The organism is Okeania hirsuta (genome assembly GCF_003838195.1).
Classification (GTDB): Bacteria; Cyanobacteriota; Cyanobacteriia; order Cyanobacteriales; family Microcoleaceae; genus Okeania; species Okeania hirsuta.
In genome coordinates this window covers 1-24,148 of record NZ_RCBY01000120.1, presented here as the reverse complement: position 1 = coordinate 24,148, position 24,148 = coordinate 1, and the positions used below count along the sequence as shown (strand labels likewise).

Sequence of the window (24,148 nt, the reverse complement as noted above, 5' to 3'; positions counted from 1 at the left end):
ATCAAGGCTTCTGTTCTTTTATTGCGTATGTCGCAATAGTCATTTTGGGCTTTTTTCTAAAAAATAATGTTTCACTTGCTCGAAAATGAGCTGGAAAGATTGATATGTAACTTTATTTTAGAAATTTAATGTTAAGGCAGTTTAATTTTATTTTTCAAGTCTAGATATATCATGGTTTATGTTCTTTTATTGCGTATGCCGCAATAGTTATTTTTGGCTTTTTTCTAAAAAATAATGTTTTACTTACTCGGAAATGAGCTGGAAAGATTGATATCTAAATATCAACCCTCATTAAAATAGGCACTTACACAACCGGAAAAAAGTTCTTCTCTCTCCAGAGACAATCTCTCAAATTTCCCCTAGCTCAGGTGTTCCCTGTTCCCTCATAAGCCAGATTTGTGGGTATTCAACTAGACATAACAAAACTTGATTTGTTGAATTTTAATATTAACTAGATTTGATTTGAAAAGGTAAATCTAGATATATCTAAAAACGTAAGCATTTCCTGCGGAATGCTGCGCAAACAGCCGTCAGCTATTAGCTATCAGCTATTAATTTTGAGGAAGATAAAAGCAACCTTTGAAATTGAGGAAAGAATAAAAATTACTGTTCAATAATTGATAATTGATAATGGATAATTGATAATTACCTCTCCCTAAAAGGAAGAGGATTGAATAAAAGGAAAAAATTTATTTTTTTTCCCTTGAAAGGGGAGGCTTTAAACCTGAATTATTTAATTATTTAATTATTTAATTATTAATTATTCGGTAAAGTCCCCTGACTAAACCTTAGAAGTAATTAGGGTTTGCGTATGGAAAGTCTTTTTGCTGGGGTAGGAGACAGAAGAAATGGTAATGAGCGAGGAGGTAGGAGTAAGAATTGTAACAGTGATTTTTCTGCCCAACTATGCGCCTAAAATACTAACTTTTTGAGCGTTTTAGACGTGATACCATACACTTTTTTCGAGCCCAAAAAGGCACTTGTCTTTATATGTCAATGCTTTTAGATTTAATTAGCCAGCCCTAATTACTTATTACTAATTGCTGATAGCTGACTGCTAATAGCTTAATGCTTACCTAAAAACTTTGTTCTTTTATTGCGAATAGGGCAATATAGCTCTTCCCAGAAAGCGTGAAGTATACTTTAAGTCTTGAGCTTATTTATTTATTCTTTTACTTAACTACTGTTGCTATATCTCAGTAGAGTCAGAAAAACTAATGAAAGTAAAAATACGGATACTAATTTCTCTATTCGTAAACATTTTCCTCCTATTCCTTCTTCTTTATTCTGGTTCTTTCTTCCCTCCTGACTCCTGACTCCTGACTCCTGACTCCTCCATTAAAAAACTGTAAATTTTTTGTGGTTCTAAATCCTGCATAACTGTCAATAATTCAGTCATTTTAAAACTCTGACGCTGGAGCTGTACTTGTAAAGTAGTCATAGGATCGGAACCAGAAGCGATGAGAAATTCCAACTTTGAAATATTCGGCCATTTACCTATTTCTGTTAATATTTTAGCGATCGCCTCCAAATAAGGATGATTTGATTGTTGATACCATTCAGATGTAATTAATGTTGCTTTTTCTAAACCAAAATTCACTATTAAAGGTGCTTGAGCAAAAACCGCTGTTGCCACTGCTCTAGTTTCTTCCCGCAACAGAAAATCATCTTCTTTGATTAAACTGCGTAATTTTTCCAAATATTCATAGCGCTGTTGAACCGGATTTTTCAGACTTGCAATATAAGAATTATCGGCAAATTTTCCTTCTGTGTTTTGATAATTCCAATTAATAGCAATTGTCACTAAATAACTGCGTAACAACATATGACCTAATTTTTGCGCCTTAGTCGCCAAATAAGCAGAATTATAATCTGTTGTTTCAATTAACAAAGGAACTCGATCTACTACTTCAATTCCATAACCATTTAAACCTGCTATTTTCCGGGGATTATTTGTAATCAAACGAATTTTCTTCACACCCAAATCATTTAATATTTGTGCTCCCACACCATAGTTGCGCAAATCTGCTGGAAACCCTAATCTTTCATTAGCTTCGACTGTATCTAATCCCATATCCTGCAATGAATAAGCTTTCATTTTATTAATTAAACCTATTCCCCTACCCTCTTGTCGCAAATAGACGACCACTCCCGCACCCGCATTTTCGATCATTTTCATCGCTGCTTGCAGTTGCATTCGACAGTCACAACGGAGGGAACCGAAAGCATCTCCAGTCAGACACTCAGAATGTACCCGCACCATGACATCTTTTTCCTGAAACTCTTCTGGGTTGCCTTTAACAATAGCTACATGTTCCGAATTATTTTGAGTATTGCGGTAAGCATAAATTTGGAACTCACCAAATTGCGAAGGTAACTTAGCAATAGCTTCTCGGTAAACAAAGCGATCGTGTCTGATGCGATAACTGATAAGATCAGCAATACTGATCAATTTCAGATTATGAGTTTGAGAATATTCTATTAATTGAGGTAATCTTGCCATCGAACCGTCTGGGTTTTGAATTTCACAAATAACTCCCGCTGGATATAAACCTGCTAATCTAGCTAAGTCAACAGAAGCTTCTGTATGACCTGCTCGTTTTAATACTCCTCCTTCTTTAGCTCGAATGGGGAAGACATGACCGGGACGACGTAAATCTTCTGCTTTAGTATTAGGGTTAATGACAGCTTGAATAGTACGCGCTCGGTCTTCTGCTGAGATACCTGTAGAAACTCCCAACTGTGGGGAAGCATCAATACTAACAGTAAAAGCTGTTTGGTTACTGTCAGTATTTTTAGTAACCATAAGTGGAATATCTAATTCGTCAAGGCGATCGCCTGTCAATGACAGACAAATTAGACCTCTAGCTTCTACTGCCATAAAGTTAATCATGTCTGGAGTAGCAAATTGAGCTGCACAAATTACATCTCCTTCATTTTCTCGATGTTCGTCATCGACTACTACTACAGACTTACCTGCTTTAATATCTGCTAGTGCAGCATCAATGGAGTCAAATTGAAATTGTTCGTTTGGCTGTTTATTCACAGATAGTTTCCCTGGTTTTGTCATTTTTTTCAAAATATGTTTAAAAGTATACAAATATTATAACGATATACAAAGATTATAGGGTTTCCTAGGCTACGGAAGTATAGTAACAAGAATGAATAAATTAGATAGATAGTTGAGAATATACCTTACAGCAACTTGAAGACTCTATTAAGTAATTGAGTTTCAGATAGAAAATATCATACAATAATTGGAAGTAAATAATATGAAAGGTAGAATTTTTACAGAACAAAAACGTCAAATACTTGAAGACATTATCGTTCATCGTCGAACAGAACCAGTAGCAAAGTTTATTAATAAAGAAATTCCCGATCTAGTAATAGAGCGTTTACTATTTGCTGCTTTGCACGCTCCTTCAGTTGGTTTTTCTCAACCCTGGGAATTTGTGATTATTCGTGACCCATCAATTAAGGCCAAAATCAAAGCATCTTTTGAAAGAGAAAATGAAAAAGCAGAAGAAATATTCAAAGATCGGCCTCTACCTCATCAATTTCAATTGATTGGTACGGGAATAACTACAACTCCTGTTAATATTGCTGTTTTTTATAAGCCTTCATCTGCTCCGGTCTTAGGTCAAACAAGTATGGATAAAGTAGGACCTTATAGTGTTTGTCTTGCTATCCAAAACTTGTGGTTAATGGCTAGAGCTGAAAATATAGGGTTGGGTTGGGTAAGTGTCTTAGATGAAGAAGAGGTAAAAACTATTCTCAATGCTCCTCCAGAAAATGAATTAATCGCTTATTTGTGTATAGGTTATGTCACAGAATTTACAGAACGTCCTCAGCTTGAAATTGCTAACTGGGAAAAGTGTAAATCAAAAGCTGAAGTCATTTATTATAATAGTTATTAAATAAGCATTTCCTACGGAATGCTGCGCAAACAGCCGTCAGCTATTAGCTATCAGCTATTAATTTTATTTTGGGAAAGGTAAAAGTAATTGAGAAAATTGAGAAATTGAGAAATAATAAAAAGTTACTACCAAAGTCTCCTTCTCCAAGCTTATACCAGTTTTATATGAGGTTGCATAGAATGATGAAATTCATTACCGAAAAATTCAGGTATAAAGCCTCTCCATTCATGGAGAAAAAAGCGGTCGTTAGCGGAGTTCCCGGAGGGTGGGATGGCGTTAGCGGAGCGGGTCTGCAAGAACGGGTCTCGGAGCCATATCCAATCGACCAAGAGAAGAAAAAAATCCTTTGATCCAATCCTCTTAGTTTATAAGAAGAGGTAATTCTAAATTCTTAATTCGCGCATTCTAAATTCTTGAAATCGATCTATCTCTATCTACTCCTATCTGCGGTCAATTCTGCTTGAAATATTATTCTATACAGCTTCATTTCAATTTGGTATTAGAAGTAATTATTCATTATTAATTGCTGTTTGCGTAGCATCCCGCAGGGAAGCGCTAACTGCTTACCTTATTAACTACTGATTAAGACTAGATATTTGCCACTTACTTATAGAGGCGTTTTATACAACATCTCTATAAGTGGCTTATTTACCTTGAAATTACTGTCAATATAAATTTATTCTGTTATCTCTTATGGAGAATCAAGAGTATTTTCAGATTCAATTTATTCAGTAATTTATTGTATAGAATCATCACTTTCAGTAAGGAGAGATTCTACAACTTCTTCAGATTTTGCCTCGGTAATTTGTGATGATTCTGGAATAGTATCTTCAAATGGAAAATCTTCTACAACTTCCGGTATAGAAGTAATAGAATCATCACTTTTAGTAAGGAGAGATTCTACAACTTCTTCAGATTTTGCCTCGGTAATTTGTGATGATTCTGGAATAGTATCTTCAAATGGAAAATCTTCTACAACTTCCGGTATAGAAGTAATAGAATCATCACTTTTAGTAAGGAGAGATTCTACAACTTCTTCAGATTTTGCCTCGGTAATTTGTGATGATTCTGGAATAGTATCTTCAAATGGAAAATCTTCTACAACTTCCGGTATAGAAGTAATATAATCATCACTTTCAGTAAGGAGAGATTCTACAACTTCTTCAGATTTTGCCTCGGTAATTTGTGATGATTCTGGAATAGTATCTTCAAATGGAAAATCTTCTACAACTTCCGGTATAGAAGTAATAGAATCATCACTTTTAGTAAGGAGAGATTCTACAACTTCTTCAGATTTTGCCTCGGTAATTTGTGATGATTCTGGAATAGTATCTTCAAATGGAAAATCTTCTACAACTTCCGGTATAGAAGTAATATAATCATCACTTTCAGTAAGGAGAGATTCTACAACTTCTTCAGATTTTGCCTCAGTAATTTGTGATGATTCTGGAAGATCATTTTGCTGAAAATCTTCTACAACTTCCGGTATAGAAGTAGAAGGAATTTCTACTGATTCATTACTTTCTTCTACATTTGGGGTTAAAGTAGAAGTTTCTTGCAGAGGCAGTTTTTCTACTGATTCTGGTGTTGGTACTTCCTCTACTATTTCTGGTAGACTAGGAAACTCATTTTCCTGAAGTGAATCTTCAACTTCAGATTTTTCTGATGGATTGAAATTTTCTTCTACATTTGGTTTTTCTATTGTGTCTAGAGTTGCTGATTTCTGTTTTTCGGTAACTTTATTCCTAATACCTTTAAATATATCTCTAACACGATTCACAAATTCACCTATTTTTTCTTTTGTTGTTGGTAGTTCCTTTGCTTCGTCGGTAGTTTCTATTTTTGAGGTTGGTTCTTCAGTAAAAGTTTCCTCAATTTCTGATTCAGTAGTAGAAACTTCCTCTATTTCTGGTGTAATTAATGTTTCCTCAATTTCTGATTCAGTAGTAGAAACTTCCTCTATTTCTGGTGTAATTAATGTTTCCTCTATTTCTGACTCAGTAGCAGGAACTTCCTCTATTTCTGGTGCAATTAATGTTTCCTCAATTTCTGATTCAGTAGCAGGAATTTCCTCTATTTCTGATTCAGTAGTAGAAGTTTCCTCTATTTCCGGTGCAATTAATGTTTCCTCTACTTCTATTTCTTCTGATTCAGTAGCAGGAATTTCCTCTATTTCTGATTCAGTAGTAGAAGTTTCCTCTATTTCCGGTGCAATTAATGTTTCCTCTACTTCTATTTCTTCTGATTCAGTAGCAGGAATTTCCTCTATTTCTGATTCAGTAGTAGAAGTTTCCTCTATTTCCGGTGCAATTAATGTTTCCTCTACTTCTATTTCTTCTGATTCAGTAGTAGAAGTTTCCTCTATTTCCGGTGCAGTTAATGTTTCCTCTGCTTCTATTTCTTCTGATTCAGTAGTAGGAATATCCTCTATTTCTAATTCTGGAGTTACTTCTGCTTGAGTTTCCTCATAAATGTATTCTGGGTCAACTATACTATATGCTTCCTTAAGTGAAATTTCTCCAGCAATGATTTTGCTGAGAGTATCTTGTCCACCTGGTTCGTAGGTAATCAAGTGAATAGTGCTATTATAAATCTCATTGAGTGCATTACCCTCATCATCAATATATTCTAACTCGATCCAATTCTTTCCTGGATGAAACCCTTGTAAATATATTGACTGCCATTGATCGGCAATAAAACTGCTTCCATTAACCGTAACACGAATACGCCAATCAACTATTTCATCTTCAGGATCTTCCTGTGCGACTAAGTGCGATGGTGCATTGGTAAGATAATAGTCAAGCAAGATGGGTTCCGCACCATAGTCACCCAAGGGACTATTGTAAGTTAATAGTGGTAAATTTGGAGCAGGATTATTATTCGTAGTTTTAGTGAAAATGTGAAAAGTTGTTTGAGCATAAGCACCTTCATTCTTAAAACTTTCATCCCACGGACTACAAGCAAAAACTCTGATAGTATGAGTACCAGGTTCTAAGTCTGATAAAATCAGGGATTGATTTAGGTCATAGATTTTTTTATAAGGTTTGTTGTCTAAAATTACTTCCAGATAAGGTCCTAAGTCTAATTCTGACTTAAATATAGGTAGGTCTTTCACCTGGAGTTGCACTGTAATAGTATTGTCTTCAAATATTTGGTCTGGTTGAGGACTTTGTATTGTAACTTGTGGTTTGTAGATGTCGATTGCTTGACGCAGTTGTTGAATTATTTCTGGTGGCGAAACTTCCAATATTTTAGAGCTAGAAGTTGTTGCAGGTTTTTCCTCCCTAAGTTGAGGTCGCTCAGAGAAGCGATCGCTACAACTGACCAAACCGGAAGTTAAAACGACTACTATTAGAAGTGTTAATAATTTTCTTAGATATAGCAAGTCTAGATGATTTGTCAAAAATCCAAAAATAGACTCTTTGTCTAAAATTCTGATCTTTGTTTCCTGTTTCCTATCTTGATGTCCTAATAGGTGCATCTTTTGGCGATACCTCGTACCGATTTTAGTGCGCATTCCTTGGCGGGTGAAACATCCGCATAGTCCCACTCTTGTTGCCTTGTGCGAGGATATTTTCTGTAAAACCAAAATAAGACTGCCGTATATTCTGGGCAAGTTTATATTAAACACGGACTATACTCCTATACATTGAGAGTTGACATTGATATTTGTTTTCTCAGTTTTTCTGTTGTTTATGATGATTTTCTCACTAAAATCAATATTTTTGCTATTGATGGGAATTAACTATATTTTTTCGTTTTTCGATAATGAGACAAACATTTGTAGAGCTTATCAAAATGTAAAAAAGTCCTTATGGTCTAGTTGTCTAGTCAAATTTAAAGTTTTCAAAGAATAGTTAACTTTGAGAATTGTAAACTTTCTCATAATAAGTCTTGACTTTTTTTATATGCTGTGAAAGTAAGCAAAAATACTCAATTAAGTTATGTTAAAAATAAGTTATAGCGCTACGCATTAAGGTGTTTGAGATTTCTAAACCCTGTTAGCGGAGCTTTCCGGCAGGAAAAACCCTTTAATAGTTTACTATTCCCGATTCCCGATTCCCGATTCAAGTAGCGCTATAAATTTGAGAATTGTAAACTTTCTCATAATAAGTCTTGACTTTTTTTTCTTACTGTGAGAAAGGCAACAATAGCTGATTAAGTTGTTCTAAAGAAATTTTAATAATTGTAAACAAACAACTTATACTCGTTAAGCAAGTCTATAATCTCCTAAAGAACTTTCATTTACATTCAGACCGATAAAATCGAATCTATTGTATTTGAAAGAATTTAGCCAAAGTCTTATATACTTTTGGCATAACCTAAAGAGTGTGGTGTTGCATTCCTGCAAAAGACAGCTAAAATCTGTAAATTTGCAAAAGATATTGATAATTCGTTACAAATGTTATCAATGTTGACAACATCAATAGTTCAGTTCAGTTTCTTTCAGAGGGGAGAGTCTTCATGACCATAAGTCCTCCAGAGCGCGAGGCAAAGGTAAAAGTAACCGTAGATAAGGACCCTGTACCCACCTCATTTGAAAAGTGGGGCAAACCAGGTCACTTTGATCGAACTTTAGCCAAAGGACCAAAAACAACTACTTGGATTTGGAACCTACACGCTGACGCTCATGACTTTGATAGTCATACCAGCGATTTAGAAGACGTATCGCGCAAAATCTTTAGCGCACACTTTGGCCATCTGGCCGTAATATTTATCTGGTTGAGTGGCGCATATTTTCATGGCGCTAAGTTTTCCAACTATGAGGCTTGGCTAACAGATCCCATCGGGATTAAGCCAAGTGCTCAAGTCGTATGGCCAATATTTGGCCAAGAAATTTTAAATGGTGACGTTGGTGGTGGTTTCCACGGAATTCAAATCACCTCTGGACTATTCCAGTTATGGCGTGCTTCCGGCATAACTAATGAGTTCCAACTATATTGCACAGCGATCGGTGCCTTGGTAATGGCTGCCTTGATGCTGTTTGCTGGTTGGTTCCATTATCACAAGAAAGCTCCTAAGTTGGAATGGTTCCAAAATGTGGAATCAATGATGAACCACCACTTAGCAGGCTTACTGGGTCTAGGTTGCTTGTCTTGGGCTGGCCACCAGATTCACGTTTCTCTACCAATTAACAAATTGTTAGATTCTGGCGTAGCACCACAGGATATTCCTTTGCCTCATGAGTTCATCTTGAACTCTAGCTTAATGGCAGAGTTATACCCTAGCTTTGCTAAAGGTCTAACTCCATTCTTCACATTAAATTGGGGCGAGTACGCTGACTTCTTGACCTTCAAAGGCGGTTTAAACCCTGTAACAGGTGGCTTGTGGTTATCTGACACAGCTCACCATCACTTGGCATTAGCAGTATTATTCATTGTAGCTGGCCATATGTACCGGACAAACTGGGGCATTGGTCATAGCATGAAAGAAATCTTAGAAGCTCATAAAGACCCACTACTAATTGGTGGTGAAGGTCATAAGGGTCTCTATGAAATCTTGACAACCTCCTGGCACGCTCAATTAGCCATTAACTTGGCAATGATGGGCTCTCTGAGCATCATTGTGGCGCATCACATGTATGCAATGCCACCTTATCCATATATTGCGACTGACTACCCAACTCAGTTATCCCTATTCACACACCATATGTGGATTGGCGGATTCTTGATTGTTGGAGCAGGAGCTCATGCAGCTATCTTCATGGTGCGGGATTACGATCCAGCAAAGAATGTTAACAATGTGTTAGATCGAGTCATTCGTCACCGCGATGCGATTATCTCCCACTTAAACTGGGTATGTATATTCTTGGGCTTCCATAGCTTTGGCTTGTACGTTCACAACGATACTATGCGTGCCTTTGGTCGTCCCCAGGATATGTTCTCTGATACTGGTATTCAACTACAGCCAATCTTTGCTCAGTGGGTACAAAATCTCCATACTTTGGCTCCTGGCAATACTGCTCCTAATGCTTTAGCATCTGTTAGTCCAGTCTTCGGCGGCGATATAGTAGCAGTAGGCGGCAAAGTAGCAATGATGCCAATGACATTGGGTACGGCGGACTTTATGGTTCACCATATCCATGCTTTTACCATCCACGTTACAGCTTTAATTCTTCTCAAAGGCGTACTGTATGCGCGTAACTCTCGTCTAATTCCTGATAAGAGTGAACTAGGCTTCCGATTCCCTTGCGACGGTCCTGGTCGTGGTGGTACTTGCCAAGTTTCTGGTTGGGACCATGTGTTCTTAGGTCTGTTCTGGATGTACAACTCTCTGTCAATTGTGATTTTCCACTTTAGCTGGAAGATGCAATCAGATGTTTGGGGAACAGTAGACCCAGATGGTACAGTATCTCATATCACTTACGGCAACTTTGCACAAAGTGCAATTACCATTAACGGTTGGTTGCGTGACTTCCTTTGGGCGCAAGCTTCTCAGGTACTCACATCCTACGGTTCAGCTCTGTCTGCCTACGGTTTGTTGTTCTTAGGGGCACACTTTGTTTGGGCATTTAGCTTAATGTTCTTGTTCAGTGGTCGTGGCTACTGGCAAGAGTTGATCGAGTCTATCGTTTGGGCTCATAATAAGTTAAAGGTTGCTCCAGCAATTCAGCCACGCGCTCTAAGCATCATTCAAGGTCGGGCAGTGGGGGTAGCTCACTATCTCCTGGGCGGAATTGTCACAACCTGGGCATTCTTCCTGGCTCGAATAATTTCAGTAGGATAAGAATGCAATAGCGTTTTAAGATTCTTGCTTGGGGATTGAATTATCCTCAATCCCCAATATCAATCTAAAGATTCTTCAGATACACGCGAGACATTAAATAAAATATTTATGGCCACAAAATTCCCAAAATTTAGCCAAGACCTGGCACAAGATCCAACCACCCGTAGGATATGGTACGGGATAGCTACAGCTCATGACTTTGAGACCCATGATGGTATGACTGAGGAAAATCTTTACCAAAAGATTTTTGCCTCCCACTTCGGCCATCTAGCAATCATTTTCCTCTGGACATCCGGTAGCTTATTCCACGTTGCCTGGCAAGGAAACTTTGAACAGTGGATTAAAGATCCTCTAAATATACGTCCAATCGCCCATGCGATTTGGGACCCTCAATTTGGTCAACCTGCAGTAGATGCTTTCACTCAAGCAGGTGCTTCTAACCCAGTAAACATAGCATACTCTGGTGTTTACCACTGGTGGTACACCATCGGCATGAGAACAAATGGAGACCTATATCAGGGTTCTATCTTCCTCCTGATCTTGGCATCCATCATGCTGTTCGCTGGTTGGTTACACCTCCAGCCCAAGTTCCGTCCTAGTCTCGCTTGGTTCAAAAATGCTGAGTCCCGCTTAAATCACCATTTAGCTGGTCTGTTCGGTGTTAGTTCCTTGGCTTGGACTGGTCACTTGGTTCACGTTGCAATTCCAGAATCTCGCGGACAGCACGTTGGTTGGGATAACTTCCTGACAACTATGCCTCACCCAGCAGGTTTAGCTCCCTTCTTCACAGGAAACTGGGGCGTTTATGCTCAGAATCCTGATACTGCTAGCCATGTGTTTGGTACTTCAGAAGGTGCAGGAACTGCAATTTTGACTTTCTTGGGTGGTTTCCATCCTCAAACTGAGTCCCTGTGGTTGACTGACATGGCTCATCACCACTTAGCGATCGCAGTATTATTCATCGTTGCTGGTCATATGTACCGGACTAACTTTGGTATTGGTCACAGCATCAAAGAAATGCTTGACTCCAAAGCTGGTTTGGTAGGTGGTAAGAGTGAAGGTCAATTCAACCTGCCTCACCAAGGGTTGTATGAAACTCTCAACAACTCTCTACACTTCCAGTTAGCTTTAGCATTAGCTTCTCTGGGTGTAATTACTTCCTTGGTAGCACAGCATATGTATGCTTTGCCTCCTTATGCTTTTATTGCCAGGGATTATACCACAATGGCAGCACTTTACACCCACCACCAGTATATTGCTGGTTTCATTATGGTAGGTGCATTTGCTCACGGTGCAATTTTCCTAGTACGAGATTACGATGCCGAGCAGAACAAAGGCAACGTGCTGGATCGTGTATTGCAGCACAAAGAGGCAATCATCTCTCACTTGAGCTGGGTCTCTCTATTCTTGGGCTTCCACACTCTCGGTCTTTATGTCCACAATGATGTAGTGGTTGCTTTTGGTACTCCTGAAAAGCAAATCTTGATCGAGCCTGTATTCGCTCAGTTCGTTCAAGCTGCTTCAGGGAAAGCTTTATACGGCATGGATGTGCTGTTGTCTAATTCAGACAGCATCGCAGCTACAGCTTGGCCTAACTACGGTAACGTTTGGCTACCAGGCTGGTTAGATGCTATTAACAGTGGTACTAACTCTCTATTCTTAACCATCGGTCCTGGCGATTTCTTGGTACACCATGCGATCGCTCTAGGTTTGCATACCACCACTTTGATTTTAGTCAAAGGTGCTTTGGATGCTCGTGGTTCTAAATTAATGCCAGACAAGAAAGACTTTGGTTACGCATTCCCTTGCGATGGCCCTGGTCGTGGTGGTACTTGCGATATCTCTGCTTGGGACTCCTTCTACCTCTCTATGTTCTGGATGTTAAACACCATTGCGTGGCTAACGTTCTACTGGCACTGGAAACACCTAGCTGTTTGGCAAGGTAACGTTGCTCAATTCAACGAATCTTCTACATACTTAATGGGTTGGTTCCGTGATTATCTGTGGTTGAACTCTTCCCAGTTAATTAACGGTTATAATCCTTATGAAACTAATAACCTGTCTGTTTGGGCTTGGATGTTCCTCTTCGGACACCTAGTTTGGGCAACTGGTTTCATGTTCCTCATCTCTTGGCGTGGTTACTGGCAAGAGCTAATTGAAACTATTGTTTGGGCACATGAGCGTACTCCTCTAGCTAACCTAGTTCGCTGGAAAGATAAGCCTGTTGCTCTTTCTATCGTTCAAGCTCGTGTGGTAGGTTTAGCTCACTTCACAGTAGGCTTTGTCCTCACCTACGCTGCCTTTGTGATAGCCTCTACTGCTGGTAAGTTTGGTTAATTTCTTGAGATTAGCAGCAAACCTAGTTTAGTAGGTTAATTAAATTCAACCTCCTGCCTTTGGTAGGGGGTTTTTTTTGTGGAAAATATTAGGACTGGGAGAATAGGGCACACAGGGATTTGGCCACGGATGTAAAGATTAACTGATGGGATGAGTTGATAGTCTTAGGTTTTACAGTTTAAGCCAGGGACAGCTATCAATCTTGCGATCGCCTTGCCAATATTTTGAATCTGTTCAATTTGTCCGGGAGTAGGTCCGAAACTAAGGCGGTTAATTAAGTATAAAATTTTTATACTCGTTCCTTGCGATCGCTGTTGACTTAATTAAATTCAAAAAAAATAAATGGTTAACAAACGCAAATCACTTCCACCTTCTCTAACAATAAAACTAGGAAAATGGGTTTGGACAAATCTCTGGCAAATAATGATGTCAAAACTTGCCCCACGCAATAATTCAGGAGAATATATTCGCCCTGCTAGTCTATTTAGAGAAACAGTAGGGATACAAGCAGAAAACAAATATCAACCAGCTACTAAACGCTATCGTCTATTTGTAGGGTTGGGTTGTCCCTGGGCACATCGAACTCTGGTGGTTCGATCGCTCAAAGGTTTGGAAGATGCTATTCCAGTAACTATTGTTTCTCCAGCAGGCGATCGAGGTATTTGGGTATTGGAAGAGGAACAGGAAGGATGTTTTACTCTACCGGAATTATATAATTTAGCACAGCCTGGTTATAATGGACGTGCCACTGTACCTGTGCTATGGGATGAGCAGACAAAAACTATTGTGAATAATGAGAGTGCAGATATTATTGTGATGCTCAATGCTGAATTTGATCGGTTTGCCAAAAATCCTCATCTTGACCTTTATCCAGAACAATTAAAAACCAAAATAGACGAGTGGAATGACAAAATTTACCACACAGTTAATAATGGAGTGTATCGTTGTGGGTTTGCCCAAACTCAGGAAGCTTATGAAAAAGCTTGTAAGGAACTATTTACTACTTTAGATGAAATTGACAATACACTTTCTGGCAGTAAGTATCTTTGTGGTGAGACAGTAACATTAACAGATGTACGTTTGTTTACTACATTATTCCGGTTTGATGTTGTTTATTATGGTCTATTTAAGTGTAACTTGCGGCGAATTCAGGACTATCAATATTTAAGTGCTTATCTACGAAATTTATATCAACTTCCTGGCATAGCAAATACTTGTAATTTAGAAGCAGTTAAACGAGATTATTATGGTAATCTTTTTCCTCTTAATCCTGGTGGGATTATTCCTCTAGGTCCAGATTTTAACAATTAATAATTAATAATTAATAATTAACAATTACCTCTCCTTCAAATTTTCCCCTGTTTACTTATCTCTGTAGGGACGTTGCATACAACGTCCCTACCTACTTCCCCTTCTGGGAGCAGGGCTGTTTCAAAGTATTGTAGATTAACGATGAGCGAGAGAACGGGAGATGAGGGAGTCTTGGAAGCTGTGAAATTTACCAAAATTTGCTGATTTTTCAGCCAATAAGCGTCCCTTTTGCTCTGACTAAAATGGTGAAAAGTCAACTTAATATCATAAATTAAAAGCCTCCATCCCCGTGTCTCCGTGTCACCGCGTCCCCGTGTCTATCGAGTTAGTCCATAGGGTGACTGTGGCCTTTGCTCAGAGAAGATTATTTCCTTATGCTAAGGTCTAATCGTGTTTACTTTTAAGTTTTTTAGTAAAGTAAGAAACGACTTTGAAATTCACTAGCAGGAGTCGAACTTTGCACAACGAAAGTCTGTCAGAAAATTTATCATTAGTCCAAGAAACTGTTGCGGATGACATTCCTGAAGCAGTACGAGACCCTCAAAAGGATGAAGAAATTATTCCAGCTCAGTCTCAAAGCAAAAAATGGATGTGGGGTTGGATAGGAATAGTTGTAGTTGTGGGAGCAGTTAGTCTGGGATTACAACTTCAATCTAATCTCAATCAAGTTAATGCTTCATCAACTCAAACTGAAGTTGATAATGCAAATACTGTAGCTACATCTTCTGTGAATGAAACTCCGATAAATGAACTAAAAAAAGATACTTTATTAGATTTTCCTTACTCGCAAGTATCAGAAATGGAATTAGAGTATATAACTTCTGATAGTGAGATTAGATTGCAAATAAATGCAGTGAAAAAATTTAAAAAAATGCTTTATGCTGCTAGAAATGATGGTATTAATTTAGTGGCTTTGAGAGGGTTTCAGTCTAAGTATGAATTAAAAGATTGGGCGAGCAATACTAATAATATTGAAGATAATTATACAAATAATGCCAATCAAATTTCACCTTTAAGTTATGGGGAATATGTAACAGGTTATGCTGTTGATATTGGAGATGGTAATGCACCAGCAACTAACCAAAATGTTGAATTTGAAAAGACAGCAGCTTTTCAATGGCTACAAAATTATGCTGCTTATTTTAGCTTTGAAATGATACCTGCTGATGATGAAAAAGATATTGGTTATGAACCTTGGCATTGGCGTTATGTAGGCGATCGCCATAGTCTAGAGACTTTTTATAAAAATCAACCTAATATAGTTTCTGAAGAGTCAGAATTAATTTTAGAAGATACTGAATTGATTGAAGAAGGAAGAAGCAAGAAGGAAGAAGAAATAGATGGAGACTCAAATATGAATCAATTGTAAAAACCGTTTATACGGCGGGGTATTAAACCCAAAAGAAAAAGATAACGAATAATTATTATTGTTTTGGTTGTTAAATACTTGGTAAACTGCTTTGCTAAAGTTAATTGTGAATAGGAGTCAGGGTCGTAGTTGAATAGGGGATGTACAGGAGCTAAAATGATTGAGAAAAATTGAAAATATCAGTTGCTTATCAAATATTGATAATTTAATTGAGTAATCATCAATGGATTGTATTTTTGCAGGGGATTTATCGAAATGGAAAAAATTAATAAAGTGGCAATTGTGGGTGGAACTCACGGTAATGAGTTTACAGGTATATATCTTGTTAAAAAGTTTGAAAAATTTCCTGACTTGATTAGTAGAACTAATTTTGAAACTCAAATATTATTTGCTAATCCTCAAGCATTTGAACTGGTGAGAAGATACGTTGATACTGACTTAAATCGTTGCTTTAAACTCCAGGATTTAGAAAATCAAAACAAGACTAACTATGAAGAAACTAGAGCAAAATTTATTAATCAAATGCTAGGACCAAAAGGGAACCCTAAGTTTGATTTTATCTTGGATTTGCATACCACCACTGCTAATATGGGATTAACAATAGTTTTAGCGAATAATCATCCCTTTAACCTCAAAACTGCTGCTTATTTAAGTTCAGTTGAACCAGATGTTAGAGTTTATAGCTGGATTAATCCAGGAGAAGAAAATGCTTTTGTAAATTCTATTTGTGAATTAAGTTTTGGTATTGAAGTAGGTCCCATAGCTCAAGGTACTCTCAAAGCAGATTTATTTCAGAAAACAGAAAAATTAGTTCAGGCAAGTTTAGATTTTATAGAAAATTTCAATGAAGGTAAATTGAATCTAATTAATCAGGATATTATAGTCTATAAACATCTAAAAGTTGTAGATTATCCTAAGACTGAAGATGGAGAAATAACAGCAATGATTCATCCTGAGTTACAAGGGAGAGATTATGAACAATTAACTCCAGGTGAGCCAATTTTTTTAACCTTTGATGGCGAAACAATTTACTATGAAGAAGAAATTCCTACATGGCCAGTTTTTATTAATGAGGCGGCTTACTATGAAAAGGGAATTGCTATGTGTTTGACAAAAAAAGAGAGAATTACATTTTAATTTCATCATCAAACACGCATTTGAATCAGTTATCAGTTATAAGTAAGTGGCTCAGATATGAAAGTATTACTAATTAAATTAATTAAAGGCTACAAAATTTTCATTTCACCAATGTTACCTCCATCCTGTCGTTTTCAACCTACTTGCTCAGAATATGCGATGGAAGCGATAGAAAGATTTGGGATTTTTAAAGGCGGTAGAATGGCAATTATGCGAATTTTACGTTGTCATCCTTTTCATCCTGGTGGTTATGACCCAGTTCCTCCAAGGGAGTGTGAGGACTGTGGGGAGTAGGGGAGTGGGGGAGATTAGATACTGAAGTAATTATAGAATAAACAGCCTCTTATACCAATTTGAAAAAAGAATGTTACGAATAATAAGTGCGATAAAAAGATTTTACAGTAAATGTTCCTTTGACAAAAAAGATAATTTACACCCTAAAAATCGTATTAAAGCCATTCATTATGACTCCTGACTCCTGACTCCTGACTCCTAATAAATAGCCTAGCTATTTGTAGCAAACATTTATCAAATTGGTATTAGACATCTCCTGCAAAAGAGGGAGGAGTTGAAATCTCCTTTTAGTTCTGGAATGCTCTGCAAACGAGGGAGTCTCAAAAAAAATCTACCGATCGCTGACTGCAGACTGCTTCTTTAACCAACCACCCCAAGGACTAACTTCAAGTACCCCTGTCGGTGTCATCACCACCCGGAATATTGCAAAAGACTGTTTCTGACTCGTAACTTCAGAATTAGCACTATTTAACAACTTGGGTAAAGGTGTGTGTTTACTATAATATTGTGCAGGTTCATTCATCGGTTCTAAGCTAGCGATCGCTCCATCCCCATTAACTTTTACCTCAAACACTAAATCTTCATACCATACTGGAGTATCTTGCCAACTTTGGTCAATTTGGTTATATAACTTTTGGTTTAACTCTTCTAACTCAGCTATATCAGTAATCTCTGAAACAGAAATTATATCTGCTTCCTCTTTCACAATAGATGGGGGAGTTGTATTCTGTAAATCGTTACTACTAAAGTCAGATACAGACCACAGTTTGATAGTTCTATCAGCACTCCCACTGGCAAGAGTTTGTCCATCAGGATTAAACTTTACCGACCAAACAGCTTTAGAATGATCTGTAAATGTTTCTAATAATTTTTCTGTATCTACCTCCCACAAATGAATATTTTTGTCATAACTGCTGCTAGCAAGAGTTTTACTATCGGGACTAAAAGCAACAGACAAAACTGCTTTGTCGTGTCCTTCTAGAGTGCATTGTAGTTGACCAGTGTCCATGTGCCATAACTTAACTTTTCGGTCTTGACTACCGCTAGCAAGAATTTTACCATCAGGACTAAAAGCGATCGCCCAAATTGTGTTTGTATGTGCTGCCAAGGAGTGGAGTTGTTTACCTGTATTCAATTGCCAGGTTTTGATTTGACCATTTTTACCTCCACTAGCAAGCATCTCTCCATCCTTGCTCAAAACTAGAGATGTGACAGGAGCTGAATGTTGAAAACGACCCTCAACAGAACCAGTGTTAAGATTCCAAATTTTGATCGTGCCATCATAACTACCACTAGCAAGAGTTGTTCCATCAGAACTTATAGCTATAGCTTTCACATCATCGGTATGACCTTTGAGAGTCTGGATAAGAGTTCCATTTGCAATATTCCAAAGTTTAATGCGGTTATCCCAACTACCACTGGCAAGAATTTTACCATCTGGACTCATCGCAAGAGATTCGATCGCATCTGCGTGAGCATTGATAGTATGTAGCAATTTACCATTGCTTAAATTCCAAATTTTGATCGTGCCATCATAACTACTACTGGCAAGAGTTTTTCCATCAGAACTTATAGCAACTGCATACACCCATCCTTTATGTCCTGAAAGGGTTAGAGATGGTAAAGTTCTTTGCTCAGATGGTCGGACAAAGTTTGTGGTTGATATGGATAGCGATCGCCAGGACCACAGTCCACCAATAGTTGCTAAAGTAGTTGCTGCTATCACTGTAGAATATTTTCGACACTTGGGTTGAGCTAGCATAAATTTTAATCCTACCATTGATGATTACTTGTTGAAAAAATTTCAAATTACTGTTTATTTTTGACTTAATTTACACCCTTATATCTGATTTGTAAACTGAGTTGAAACTCCTTTCTAGTATGGGTTTGCCGAAAATTATGTCCTGGGAGCTTAGATAGTTTCAAACCCTTACACTGTAAAGTATTTATCCTCTTAATATTTACTTGATAAATCAGCTCTTAGTTTTTGTCAGTTTTTTTCTACGCTCTATACATCTTCTAACAATAAATAAAACTGTTATAGTTGTTATGCCAATCATTCCTAATGGGGTGAGGTAGCTCCAATGACCCCACATTTTGTCTATGACGTGCCAGACTAAGAGGAACATTGCTAGATATGTTAGTTCATGTAATTTCTTCCAATTTTTTTTCATTCTTTTGATACTCCAATCATTGGAAGTAATTGTTAGTAGTGTGAAAATAATGAAAGTTACGACTCCTTGTATATATATCCAATAAGTTTGGATGTCAAAAAAATCAAAGTTTCTCTTGCTCACTAGCAACATTCCATGACCAAAAGCAAATAGAAAAGCAATTACACCTATTTGACGACGATACTTCAGCAATATTTTAGGAAATTCTGTTTTTTTTGTGCTCGGAAACACAATTCTCAAAATGCTTGGTAGTAAGGTAATTACATAACATACTAATGCTAATAAACCTAAGTAGTTAGCTACTGGTGCTGTATCCATAATAGTCTCTCCTTTAGTTACTAAATTTTATTTACAGTAAATTCCAAGTATATGAAGTACAGAGATTAACAATTAAATGAATGCAAGTGCGACCATCTTGCCCGCGATGGGTGTACCTCACGCTTAGTGGAATCTGCTGTAAGTGAGATTTTTTTGCTCAGTTATAGAAATATTTACAGCAGTTATTTTTCTCTAGTAAAGATAATTTTTATATCATTTTTTAGAAATGATCTTCGTAGAATTACCAGGCTAAATGATTACACCCAATCTAAGAGATATTCCTGAGAAAAATATTGAAAATTAGATTTTTTTAAATTCTAGTTATTAATTGCTCAATTCAAGCATAAAAAGCAACTACTAACATTTTGAATATTTTGAAATTGATTACCCCCGATAATATATTCTAATCTATTCAAAATATCAAACATCTATTCCGGATAATTAATTACGATCAAATTAGAGTTCTAAATCTCTTTAAAAGATGAGTCATAATACTCAGGCGTTAAGTTTATTTTTTCACTGATTAATGTGATCAAGCCTCATTATTTTTATTGGTAATTATGAAATATAGGATCTGAAATTATAGTTATGTATTCAGAAGAATCTTTCATAAATTATTTACCTAAAATCATCGGTATTTTCATGATTTTTGTGAGTTAATCTTTGAATTGAAGAGTAATTATGTAGAAGTAGTAATATTTGTCTGTACATACTTTTCATAGTCTGGTGAGAAACTGCAAACATTGCTACTTGTATACTACTATCAGACCGCTTTGGGGTGTACTATTAATTTGTGCCATTTTCTAGCTCCTAATAATGTTCAGCTTAGAGTTTTTCTTGTTGTCTAAGACGATATATTTCTGAGTTTTCAAGGGTTATGCAAGTTGTGAAACTGGCAACAAATAATTTTAACGAAAGCTATATTTATACACCATTGCTGATTCATCCGGAAAAATAATCTGGGCTTTGTCATGGCCATCAATATCAAGCAACTATGTTGATTTACGTGGTAAAGGTCGAGTTTGGGATAATGGTCTTAGATATGAGTGGATTAACGGCCGTCATGGTGATTGGGGAGATAGTCATGGTGTTAGTGTTGTTAATGTAAATCCCCTAGTCGCATTATTTTATATATAAAATTTGAATACAAAAAAACTAATCCATGAAAAATATAATTATCAACTCTAAACCAGATAAAGTCAGACATATTCCTATCACTTCAATGCAAAAATATTTAGTGAAGGAATATTACTTAATACCCGGTTACGAAAAGTTTCGCGAAAATCACAAAAATGTAATTGCTCAGTTAGAAACTATCCTAGAAGAAAAAGTGGATAATTTTGACAGCAGCATTTCAACAATTAAAAATTACCTCTATTTAAAATAAGAAGATTGACTAAAATATTTTTTTTATCCTTGTATTATACTATTTTCAAAAAAGAATGTTACGCATAATTTGAGTAATTAGGGCTTGCTGATTAAATATAAAAGCATTGACATATAAAGACAAGTGCCTTTTTGGGAACGAAAAAAGTGCGCCTGTTTCAGTCTAAAACGCTCAAAAAGTTAGTATTTTAGGCGCATAGTTGGGCAGAAAAATCATTCTTACAAAACGCCCGCTCCTACTTCCTCGCTCCCGATCCATTTCTCCCCTCCTGGGAGGGGGAGGGGCGAGGGGTGGGTTGTCTCCTGTCTCCTGTCTCCTACCCCTACTAAAATACTTTTTCAGCAAACCCTAATTAAAATACTTTTTTGGAGATGTATTTGTGACTAAAAAGATAAGTTTTGACCTAAAAAATTATATCGAAGTCATTCATTCTGACTCCTGACTCCTGACTCCTAAAAAATAGCCTAGCTATTTGTAGCAAATATTTATCAAACTGGTATTACAACAGTCCTTAGCCTAGTGAAATAGAGGCTTTAAAATTTAATTATTGGTAATTTTTAGATCGTATATTCAGGAAAACCAATAAAAATTTTGTATATTATCTTTTTCTTTATCTTTTGATTTTGGGTTTAATACCCCGCCGTCTACAAGGTTTTGGCAATTGGTTAGGGTTATAAGACACGAAATGGCAGGTCGAAGACTATCCCCATCGACCTTTTCTTCCTTCCTTCTTCCTTCTTCAAGTGCTGAAAACTCACCGTCATTCGTACTGTCTACAATTGGTTAGTGTTTGTAGACACAGAGCTACTTCTTTTAGTAGGAAAGCCCACTTTTTCCAACTTCTTTTTTCTTCAATACAAGACCAATATTCTGATTCAACCATTACTATCAATTCAAAATTTACTACTAACTTCAGCAAACCTAGAACAATTAAAAGCATCTAATAATCGAGCGGATTTATTATTCCAAATCAAATCAGCTATTAATAGCGCTGTGACAGGTGTTAATAAAATTCCATTCCGATAATGCCCAGTAGCAATGGTCAAATTATCATAATTACTTGTTCCTAATATTGGCATTTCATCAGGAGTATTAGGACGAAAACCCCACCACAATTCTAATATTTTGTAATTTTTTAAACTCGGATATAACCGAATAGCATTTCCTAATAATTCTTGAATTCCTGCTGCTGTATTTCCCTCTGAAAATCCGACATTTTCATTTGTTGCACCTATAACTATTCTTCCATCTTGGCGCGGCACAATATAACTTTCTGTGCCAAATAAAACTTGCTGTAAAGGTAGATTTTCTCTAGCTATATCTGAGGGAATTTTTAACGACAACATTTGCCCCTTTCTAGGAAATACAGGAATTGGTAATAACTCCTGAGACCATGCACCTGTAGCTAATACATAATGTTCCGCTTGTAATTCACCTATTGATGTTTTGATGCTTTGAATTTTACCTTTTTGACGAATTATTTCTATAACAATTCCTTCAAGAATATCAATTTTTAACTCTTTAGCTGCTGCAATAGTTGACTCGTACAAATAACGATTATCTACTTGCCCATCTTCAGGGTAAGACCAACCCCCAATTACCTCTAGACCTAATCCTGGTTGATATTGATGGATTTCTGCTTGATTTAACCATTGATAATTTAGGTTTTGTAAAGCATAATTTTCCCTGTCTTTTTCTGCATAAACTGGGGCTAAAATTCCACAAGGCCAATAGCCAGTTTTTATACCACTAATTGATTCTATTTTTTTTACCCATTCTGGATATAATGCCCGACTTTTTAAACATAAATCTAACATTTTACCAGGGGGAATAGCTTCTGCTTGAGGAGCTAACATTCCAGCAGCAGCATTTGTCGCTGTTTGCTGAAAATCACGGCTAATAACTGTTACTTTTGCCCCTCGTAATGTTAGTTCTATTGCTATTGATAGACCAATAATACCGCCACCAATAATTAGGATATTGCTTGATTGATTCATTTTCTAGGTGTTGCTGAATTAGTGTATTTAATTACTTAGGAATCAGGAGTCAGGAGTCAGGAGTCAGGAGGGAAGAAAGAAGAAGAAAGAGGAATGGAAGGAGAAAGTTTTTTGTTTGCTGGCGCACAACTTTCCTATCTCCTGCGGAGAAGCTACACTAACAATGCTACGCCAAACGTTAACGCTAGGCGACATAAAACGCGTCAGCGGAACGTAGTTTTATGTCGCCTAGCGTTAACGTTTGGCGCACAACTTTCCTATCTCCTGCGGAGAAGCTACACTAACAATGCTACGCCAAACGTTAACGCTAGGCGACATAAAACGCGTCAGCGGAACGTAGTTTTATCCCTAATTATCCGGACATGATATCATACTTCAAATAACCAATGCCATTTTCTCAATAAGGATAAATAAGGAGTAGTGAAGAAGGATGCGATAAGATTTTTTTACTGATAACTGAAATGACATGAATGTATGGATAATTATTGGCAACATTTTTTTAATTCTGTACTTTGATTATATTCAAAGATATAACAGTCGCCACTATAGTTAGAACATCGGATAATTATGATGATTTATTACGCGAGCAAGATGCTCGCACTAATTATCAAACATTAACCTAGCGGTTGCTATAAATAATATTTTTTCTATGTTTTTATTATCAGAGAATAATCCCAAATCATTTGTAAAAAACCAAAAAATAGCTCAAAAGTCTAAAACTTTTATTCCTAATATGTCCGTTTTTGGCAGATGTTTTCAGTAATTTTTTCAAGGTATATTCTATCCTTCAGGAGTCCAAACAATTTCTGAACCTTGCCCCCAAAAACCATTATATTTAGTTACTTTTATATCTCCTAAAACTTGTACTTGACAAGACAAACGTTTACAAGAATTAGGAGAATGAGGAGGCATAGAAAGTCTGGCTTTTTCTCGCCATTGAGATGGAGAAACTTCTCCTTCTATTACCACTGCACAAGTGCCACAAGTACCAATACTACGACAGTTAATAATTGAAGCATTGCCATTATAGACATCAATACCATTTTTTAGTAAAACCTGACGCAAATTTGCACCACGATCGCAAGTTATAGTTTTACCTTGAGCCTGAATCTTAACCATAACAAATTATTTCTTGAAGAAGGAGACAGGAGACAGGAGACAGGAGACAGGAGGAAAATTAC

At 36.9% G+C, this 24,148-nt stretch carries 16 protein-coding genes; 9 read left to right on the top strand and 7 right to left on the bottom strand.

The features are described from left to right. Nucleotides 1-1,282: 1,282 nt before the first annotated feature. Nucleotides 1,283-3,070: a bifunctional 3,4-dihydroxy-2-butanone-4-phosphate synthase/GTP cyclohydrolase II gene (ribBA, locus tag D5R40_RS19120; protein ID WP_124155057.1), complete on the bottom strand. Its 1,788-nt coding sequence runs from the start codon at nt 3,068-3,070 to the stop codon at nt 1,283-1,285. Nucleotides 3,071-3,272: 202 nt separating this feature from the next. Between ribBA and bluB the strand changes: the two genes are divergently transcribed. After that, nucleotides 3,273-3,917: a 5,6-dimethylbenzimidazole synthase gene (bluB, locus tag D5R40_RS19115; protein WP_124144882.1), complete on the top strand. Its 645-nt coding sequence runs from the start codon at nt 3,273-3,275 to the stop codon at nt 3,915-3,917. A gap of 736 nt (nt 3,918-4,653) precedes the next feature. Here the strand turns inward: bluB and D5R40_RS19110 are convergent. Beyond that, complete coding sequence (locus D5R40_RS19110) at nt 4,654-7,434, bottom strand: hypothetical protein (RefSeq protein WP_124155056.1); 2,781 nt, start codon at nt 7,432-7,434, stop codon at nt 4,654-4,656. Nucleotides 7,435-8,381: 947 nt separating this feature from the next. On the opposite strand from D5R40_RS19110, the gene psaA reads away from it, so the two are divergent. From psaA to yidD, 6 genes are all read left to right on the top strand, one after another. Next, on the top strand, nt 8,382-10,643 hold the full coding sequence (gene psaA / locus D5R40_RS19105; protein ID WP_124155055.1) for a photosystem I core protein PsaA: 2,262 nt from the start codon (nt 8,382-8,384) through the stop codon (nt 10,641-10,643). Between the two features lie 108 nt (nt 10,644-10,751). Beyond that, nucleotides 10,752-12,980: a photosystem I core protein PsaB gene (gene psaB / locus D5R40_RS19100; RefSeq protein ID WP_124144879.1), complete on the top strand. Its 2,229-nt coding sequence runs from the start codon at nt 10,752-10,754 to the stop codon at nt 12,978-12,980. Between the two features lie 342 nt (nt 12,981-13,322). Further along, complete coding sequence (locus tag D5R40_RS19095; protein ID WP_124155054.1) at nt 13,323-14,291, top strand: glutathione S-transferase family protein; 969 nt, start codon at nt 13,323-13,325, stop codon at nt 14,289-14,291. A gap of 457 nt (nt 14,292-14,748) precedes the next feature. Further along, entirely contained in the window at nt 14,749-15,660 is a 912-nt protein-coding gene (locus tag D5R40_RS19090; RefSeq protein WP_124144877.1) for a M15 family metallopeptidase, read from the top strand. A 255-nt stretch (nt 15,661-15,915) separates the two neighbouring features. After that, nucleotides 15,916-16,797 carry an aspartoacylase gene (locus D5R40_RS19085; RefSeq protein ID WP_124144876.1) on the top strand — a complete coding sequence of 294 codons (882 nt, stop codon included), beginning with the start codon at nt 15,916-15,918 and terminating at the stop codon, nt 16,795-16,797. A gap of 57 nt (nt 16,798-16,854) precedes the next feature. Next, nucleotides 16,855-17,091 (top strand): membrane protein insertion efficiency factor YidD, encoded by a 237-nt coding sequence (gene yidD / locus D5R40_RS19080; protein ID WP_124144875.1) that lies wholly within the window; start codon nt 16,855-16,857, stop codon nt 17,089-17,091. 331 nt (nt 17,092-17,422) lie between these two features. On the opposite strand, the gene D5R40_RS19075 is transcribed toward yidD, so the two are convergent. Together D5R40_RS19075 and D5R40_RS19070 are read right to left on the bottom strand one after the other, a co-directional pair. Further along, entirely contained in the window at nt 17,423-18,853 is a 1,431-nt protein-coding gene (locus D5R40_RS19075; protein WP_124144874.1) for a WD40 repeat domain-containing protein, read from the bottom strand. 211 nt (nt 18,854-19,064) lie between these two features. Beyond that, nucleotides 19,065-19,583 (bottom strand): ferric reductase-like transmembrane domain-containing protein, encoded by a 519-nt coding sequence (locus D5R40_RS19070; protein WP_124144873.1) that lies wholly within the window; start codon nt 19,581-19,583, stop codon nt 19,065-19,067. Between the two features lie 966 nt (nt 19,584-20,549). Between D5R40_RS19070 and D5R40_RS35580 the strand changes: the two genes are divergently transcribed. Together D5R40_RS35580 and D5R40_RS19065 are read left to right on the top strand one after the other, a co-directional pair. Further along, nucleotides 20,550-20,720, top strand: coding sequence for a hypothetical protein (locus D5R40_RS35580; RefSeq protein WP_161564509.1), 171 nt, complete (start codon nt 20,550-20,552; stop codon nt 20,718-20,720). Between the two features lie 25 nt (nt 20,721-20,745). Next, nucleotides 20,746-20,970, top strand: coding sequence for a hypothetical protein (locus D5R40_RS19065; protein WP_124144872.1), 225 nt, complete (start codon nt 20,746-20,748; stop codon nt 20,968-20,970). Between the two features lie 171 nt (nt 20,971-21,141). Here D5R40_RS19065 and D5R40_RS35575 read toward each other — a convergent pair whose 3' ends face one another. The 3 genes from D5R40_RS35575 to D5R40_RS19055 all read right to left on the bottom strand — a co-directional run bounded on the left by D5R40_RS35575 (nt 21,142) and on the right by D5R40_RS19055 (nt 24,086). After that, the gene (locus tag D5R40_RS35575; protein ID WP_161565018.1) at nt 21,142-21,315 is read right to left on the bottom strand and encodes a hypothetical protein; all 174 of its coding nucleotides are present in this window, start codon (nt 21,313-21,315) and stop codon (nt 21,142-21,144) included. A 548-nt stretch (nt 21,316-21,863) separates the two neighbouring features. Continuing rightward, nucleotides 21,864-22,967: a glycine oxidase ThiO gene (gene thiO, locus D5R40_RS19060; RefSeq protein WP_124144871.1), complete on the bottom strand. Its 1,104-nt coding sequence runs from the start codon at nt 22,965-22,967 to the stop codon at nt 21,864-21,866. Nucleotides 22,968-23,747: 780 nt separating this feature from the next. Then, on the bottom strand, nt 23,748-24,086 hold the full coding sequence (locus tag D5R40_RS19055) for a 2Fe-2S iron-sulfur cluster-binding protein (protein WP_124144870.1): 339 nt from the start codon (nt 24,084-24,086) through the stop codon (nt 23,748-23,750). Nucleotides 24,087-24,148: the final 62 nt, after the last annotated feature.